Here is a 3,969-nt window from a genome sequence, read left to right as displayed (position 1 = left end):
TTATCCAGGGACGTAGCAGCTCTTTACTCATACTTTGAAGAAGATAGGAGTATTAGAGCTGGTAGTCATCGGATATAGAAATTCAATACTGTAACCAAAGGAGAATTATTATGGATGAAAAAAATTTAACTAAACTATCTGAGGACTTTTTCCTTCTTATGATGCTACTTCATAAAAAGATTATAAAATTAGAAGACTTTATGAAAAATACAGTTGTGCCACCATCTCATGTAAAAGTGGTTTTTTACCTAGCTCAAAATGGACCTTCATCGGTGTCTAGTATAGCTAGAGACCTTTGTATATCTAAACCCAATATGACCCCAATAATAGATAAACTCCTTGAGTGTGGTTATGTTAATAGATATGAAGATCCAAAGGATAGAAGAGTTATTAGGATTGAAATAACAGAAAAAGCCCATGAAGTCTTTAAAATCAAAAAGGATTTAATGAAAAGCTTTCTTAAGGAAAAGTTATCTGTGCTACCAGATGAAGATTTAATTTCTCTTAGTGGTGCAATATCCGAATTTAAAAGAGTTATGTCTAAAATAAATTAAAATAAAAGGTATAAAGCTATCATAAAACTAGCTTTATACCTTTTATTCTTTATACCTTATTAATACTATAAAATTTTTTACTTTAATATTATTATAAATTGTCTATTCTCTTCTCAAATATTCCTCTCTCAAAGATTATGTCATTAAGAGACAATAAAACTCCAATTAATATACCATACCAAATGTAATGTAGTTCAAAACTATCCTTAATTGCCAAAGCAATAAAAACAGCAATACCATACCCTATAGCACTCCATACTTTCTTCTTAGATTTTGATACAAACTTCTGCATCGGTTTAAAAAGTCCAATAATGCTATCATTAAATCCTCTAAACAATATTGAACATATAAACTCAGCCACTATAACCCCTATAACAATATATAAAAAATCCATATAACACTCCCCCTACCATTTATCTAAAGTTCATCCATTATATATTAATTTTATCATATATACATCTAATATTCCCCTTAATCTCAGGATTTTCTTTTAATATAGCACTTATGGATCTACTACCTAGCTCATAAAAGATTACTCTACTAAAAGGTTTTTCTAATTTATTAGAATTTAATTTTACTTGTAACTTTTCTCTAATAAGATTTTCATTATATCTAGCAAATCCTTCTATAAACTCTTGCCATACCATATATTCAAAGTCTATTTAATTTAAATGGTTCTTCATAACTCTATGATAATCTACCATATCTTTATATTGTAGTTTTTTATCCACAAATTCCAATTTAAAAGTTTCATTTATGAATACTTTATCCTCTATTTTTTAATGAATATAGAATATCTTATTTACCTTAGCTATGGTATCTACTATAAACTGATTCTTTTCTTCTTTATTCATAACTCCTTACTTGTATTACAATGCCCTTCTAGCCATTGTTTTCCTTCTATAAACCATTTATGTGGATATAATATTAATTTATTATCTACAATATAATTCATATACGCTAAAGCTGCATGATATAATGACTTATCTAATTCTTCTTTTACTAAATCATAAAAAGGAGGTCTTCCATCTTGATCCCATGAAAGTTTGTCAGCTATAAATAAAGTCATCTCATATGGTGTAGGATTTAATTTTAAAGTAGTATGACAACCTATTGCACCTAGTATATTATTATCTTCTATGTTAAATACTTCCTTTGCTAATTCAACTGAACAGCGTTGATGCAATAAAAATGGGTACTTTTTTTCTGCCTCATCTATATACCAATAATTACTTCTTGCATATTGTAGCATGTCTTCAGGGCTAATAATTGCACTAATGTCATGAAGATATCCAGCAATTTCACAAACATCTTTATCTAAGTTATATTTTTCTGCAATTATAATACTAGTTTTAGCAACATTAATACTGTGCTCTAAGGTCTTTTCTCCATTATTCCCCATGAATATTCTTTCAATATTTTGTTTTATTTCTCTAGACATATCTAAATTATTTAAATTTGTGTACTGTTTTATCATAGCTATCCTCCAATGTATTTTTAATTATCACAGTATAATAAATAGTTTTTCTAAATCTAATGATTATCTTATCTTGTATGAACTCAATAGCTTATTGCTAACCATTTTCAATATTAATTTTCTATACTATTATTTCTTTCACTCCTAATAAATCCTTTGAATAATATCTAACAGTTTCTTCTATATTACTTCTTACTAATACCGCTTTAATCCCAACATGTTCTGGACCTGTTACATCAGCTAAAATACTATCTCCAACCATCCATATATCCCTATAATTGCAATGCTTTTTCAAAGCATAATGATATATTTTAGGATTTGGCTTCTCATATCCAACATTAGCAGATGATATACAATCGATTATATACGGTGATAATCCTAATTTCTCTACTATCTTAGGTAATTCAGGAATATGATTTGAGAGTATTACGTTTGAATAACCCTTTTTCATAAAGTACTGTAATACTTCTATTGTATCTTCATATAGTTGAAAACTTTCTCCTGATGCAAGTACTTGTCTAATTTCTTTTGAGTAGATAGCTGCTTTTTCTTCTGATATATTTAACTTTATATATCCCTTTATTAATATATCTTCAGCATGGTTCCACCAAGCATTACTAGAAGTGAGATTCACATATTCCTTTTCAGGTTGTTGCCAAGGAAATCCCACTAATGAGATTTTCTTAAAATCTTCAATACCTATTTCCGTATATGGTTCATACTTACATAAAACCTTGAATAAAGCTTTACTAAGCATCCACTCATTATGAGCTAATGTACCTTGAAAATCCCAAAATATTAACTTATCCATTTTAATCTCCATATCGTACTAAATATATTACTAAATTCATAGTTATACATCCATATTATAAAACTATGAACTATTTTCCTAATAACTTATAAATTTCTTCTTCCTTTTCTGCTACATGTTTTTTCATCATAACCATGGATTCATTATGAAGATACCATTGATAGCACTTCTTTAAGCCTTCATACATAGAAGTTTCTTCTTTAAATATACTATGGACTTTTTTTACATCCAGCACATTGTCATAATTAAAGAATGAAAAGAAATCTCTTTCATTATACCCCTTTTCTTTATAATAAAAATGATGTTTTATTGACTTTTTACCAGCAGCCTTCTCACATAATTCTATCCATGTATTAAAGGTCACTGCCTCGCTATTTCCAACATTATAAATAGATAGATTATCTTGATTTGTATCTAAAAATCCTTCTACTAAATTGCCTAGGTCCTTAGAGTAGATGAACTGAATTTTAGTTTCCCCATCATTAGGAATTAGAATCGGCCTATCATTGATAATATGATGGAAAATAAAACCTTCCCTAGCTGCATAATTATTTTCTCCATAAACATAAGGAGGGCGTAGTATTATAAGCTGAACATTACTGTAGTTATACTTATCCTCTAAAAACTCTTCACACTCTATTTTGTTTGTTCCATAATCTCCCCAATATTTATTTTTTCTTAGCATAAATGATTCTTTGAATGGAATTTTATAATTTTCTACATCATACACAGCACTTGAACTAATAAAAATAAATTTCTCTAACTTTTCATAATTTAGGGCTTCATGAAGAATTTCTAACTGATTTACATTAAGTCCAGACACATCAATTATATAATTAAATTCATGCTCACTAAGACATTTTTTCATTTCATTTAAATCTTCTCTGTCACAAATTATATTAGTAATTCTTCTATCTTCGGTTTTTCTACTTCCTCTATTTAAGGTGTAAATTTCATAATCTTTCTGAGAACCTAATAAAGCTTGTACAATGGATTTTCCTATAAAATAGGTTCCACCAAGTACTAAAATTTTTTTCATTTTCTCCACCTCTACATCTATAAATTTAAAGCTTTTATAAAAAACTTTCTAAAAACATCTCTAATCGTATTTTTATGTAAATTTTCAT

At 27.9% G+C, this 3,969-nt stretch carries 6 protein-coding genes; 1 reads left to right on the top strand and 5 read right to left on the bottom strand.

The window, feature by feature from the left end; translation table 11 throughout:
- Positions 1 to 110 precede the first annotated feature (110 nt).
- Positions 111 to 554 carry a MarR family winged helix-turn-helix transcriptional regulator gene (locus B2671_RS06515; protein ID WP_035135338.1) on the top strand — a complete coding sequence of 148 codons (444 nt, stop codon included), beginning with the start codon at positions 111 to 113 and terminating at the stop codon, positions 552 to 554.
- Positions 555 to 645: 91 nt separating this feature from the next.
- Here B2671_RS06515 and B2671_RS06510 read toward each other — a convergent pair whose 3' ends face one another.
- The 5 genes from B2671_RS06510 to B2671_RS06490 form a co-directional block, all read right to left on the bottom strand.
- Positions 646 to 948 (bottom strand): hypothetical protein, encoded by a 303-nt coding sequence (locus B2671_RS06510; RefSeq protein WP_346869679.1) that lies wholly within the window; start codon positions 946 to 948, stop codon positions 646 to 648.
- A gap of 37 nt (positions 949 to 985) precedes the next feature.
- Positions 986 to 1,201, bottom strand: a complete 216-nt coding sequence (locus B2671_RS06505; protein ID WP_346869678.1) for a hypothetical protein — start codon at positions 1,199 to 1,201, stop codon at positions 986 to 988.
- Positions 1,202 to 1,404: 203 nt separating this feature from the next.
- Positions 1,405 to 2,031 carry an HD domain-containing protein gene (locus B2671_RS06500; RefSeq protein ID WP_346869677.1) on the bottom strand — a complete coding sequence of 209 codons (627 nt, stop codon included), beginning with the start codon at positions 2,029 to 2,031 and terminating at the stop codon, positions 1,405 to 1,407.
- A gap of 121 nt (positions 2,032 to 2,152) precedes the next feature.
- Positions 2,153 to 2,842 carry an HAD family hydrolase gene (locus B2671_RS06495; protein ID WP_346869676.1) on the bottom strand — a complete coding sequence of 230 codons (690 nt, stop codon included), beginning with the start codon at positions 2,840 to 2,842 and terminating at the stop codon, positions 2,153 to 2,155.
- Positions 2,843 to 2,912: 70 nt separating this feature from the next.
- Positions 2,913 to 3,881 carry an NAD-dependent epimerase/dehydratase family protein gene (locus B2671_RS06490; RefSeq protein ID WP_346869675.1) on the bottom strand — a complete coding sequence of 323 codons (969 nt, stop codon included), beginning with the start codon at positions 3,879 to 3,881 and terminating at the stop codon, positions 2,913 to 2,915.
- Positions 3,882 to 3,969 lie beyond the last annotated feature (88 nt).

This window comes from Clostridium sp. UBA5119 (assembly GCF_002414285.1).
Taxonomy (GTDB): domain Bacteria; phylum Bacillota; class Clostridia; order Clostridiales; family Clostridiaceae; genus Clostridium_J; species Clostridium_J sulfidigenes.
The sequence above is the reverse complement of the archived record's forward strand: the minus strand, read 5'-3'. Positions and strand labels throughout refer to the sequence as shown.

Excerpts from the sequence above, each read along its gene's own strand:
- B2671_RS06515 (WP_035135338.1), top strand. The coding sequence starts at position 111 with ATGGATGAAAAAAATTTAACTAAACTATCTGAGGACTTTTTCCTTCTT.
- B2671_RS06510 (WP_346869679.1), bottom strand. The coding sequence starts at position 948 with ATGGATTTTTTATATATTGTTATAGGGGTTATAGTGGCTGAGTTTATA.
- B2671_RS06505 (WP_346869678.1), bottom strand. The coding sequence starts at position 1,201 with ATGGTATGGCAAGAGTTTATAGAAGGATTTGCTAGATATAATGAAAAT.
- B2671_RS06500 (WP_346869677.1), bottom strand. The coding sequence starts at position 2,031 with ATGATAAAACAGTACACAAATTTAAATAATTTAGATATGTCTAGAGAA.
- B2671_RS06495 (WP_346869676.1), bottom strand. The coding sequence starts at position 2,842 with ATGGATAAGTTAATATTTTGGGATTTTCAAGGTACATTAGCTCATAAT.
- B2671_RS06490 (WP_346869675.1), bottom strand. The coding sequence starts at position 3,881 with ATGAAAAAAATTTTAGTACTTGGTGGAACCTATTTTATAGGAAAATCC.